Annotated in this window: 2 protein-coding genes; both read right to left on the bottom strand. The window is 59.3% G+C overall.

Features of this window, described 5'->3' with window-relative positions:
• On the bottom strand, positions 1–361 hold a 361-nt coding region (gene epsC / locus A3730_RS22560; RefSeq protein ID WP_304439523.1), incomplete at its 3' end, for a serine O-acetyltransferase EpsC.
• A 71-nt stretch (positions 362–432) separates the two neighbouring features.
• Positions 433–1,215 (bottom strand): RNA methyltransferase, encoded by a 783-nt coding sequence (locus tag A3730_RS22555; protein WP_063538499.1) that lies wholly within the window; start codon positions 1,213–1,215, stop codon positions 433–435.
• Positions 1,216–1,449 lie beyond the last annotated feature (234 nt).

Raw genomic sequence — 1,449 nt, 5'->3', positions numbered from 1 at the left:
CCAGAGTCGGGTGGCGCTTGCCCTTGCTCCAGCTGGTGCCTCCCAGGGTAACGCCGTGATACAGCGTCACGTCATCACCGATTTCTGCGGTTTCACCGATCACCACACCCATGCCGTGATCAATAAAGAAACGCCGGCCGATTTTGGCACCGGGGTGAATTTCGATACCGGTGAGCCAGCGCGAAAACGTGGATAGCAGCCGCGCCAGTTGCTTGAAATCACGCGTCCATAACCCATGCGCCAACCGATGAAAAAGCACCGCGTGCAAACCGGGATAGTTGAGCAACACTTCCAGCGTATTGCGGGCCGCCGGGTCCCGGTGAAAGACCGACCGGATGTCCTCGCGCACTTGATCAAACATAACTACCTCAACTTCGAAGCCTTGGGCCTGGGCCCGTTAGGATGACGCCAACAACCGTTTGTTACGGCGCATCAGCCATCATCTCGCGGCATTTTTTTCTCCAATGCCACCAATACGCCCCGCAAAATGCTCATTTCCATTTTGTCCGGTCGGGCGCGCATAAACAAACGGCGCATACGCGTCATCACCTGGCCGGGCTGCGCCGGATTCAGGAATCCACTCTGTGCCATCACCTTTTCCAGGTGGTCCAGAAAACCGGATACCGCTTCGTTGGTGGCCGGCGGCTCATCCCAGAACATTTCCGGCAATGGCATCACTTCGCGACGGGAACGGGATTCCTGCAGATCAAAGTCGTCCCCCAGCAACGCCAGGCGTAGCTCGTAGCTGATTAATTGGACCGCCGACGCCACATTCAAGACCCCATACTCGGGATTGGTGGGCACGCTCACATGAAGGTTACAGCGGCGCAGCTCGTCGTTGGTCAGCCCCCGATCTTCACGACCGAACAGCACCGCAATGCGGGTATCCTGCGGCGCATTGGCCAAATCATGGGACAGCTGTGCCGCCAACTGACGTGGAGTCAGGCAAGGCCACGGAATGCGACGCTGACGGGCACTGGTGCCAATCACCAGAGTGGCTCCTTCCAGCGCCTCGTCCACGCTGTTGCATACCTGTGCAGCTTCCAGCACATCGCCGGCACCGGAGGCCCGCGCCGTCGCCTCCACACTGGGGTAGGCCTGCGGCTGCACCAGACGCAGATCCGACAGGCCCATGGTTTTCATGGCCCGGGCAGCCGCGCCGATATTGCCGGGGTGGGAGGTTTCCACCATCACAATGCGCACATTTTCCAACATGGGAGGCCTCTCATTAAAAAAGGCGCTAATCTTAACACGGCGGCTGCCCTGATCGCGCGGGCTCTGCTACAATCCGCGCCCCGGAACGGGAACCCCGAGTTTCCCTGCCCCGCGCTCTTTAAAGGAGCCTCTGAAGAACGCCTTGCGCGCTCAGTCTTTCAGGCTGGCCCGCAATCTAGGCGCACTTTTGAAGGTGTATGTCGATCCATCGAAAAAGGGCAACAACGAGTGCGG

It is taken from the genome of Alcanivorax sp. HI0044, from assembly GCF_001634945.1.
Note: the sequence above shows the minus strand (reverse complement) of the source record. Positions and strands in the feature narration are given on the sequence as shown.

Coding starts and splice junctions, on each gene's coding strand:
- A3730_RS22555 (WP_063538499.1), bottom strand. CDS start 1,215: ATGTTGGAAAATGTGCGCATTGTGATGGTGGAAACCTCCCACCCCGGC.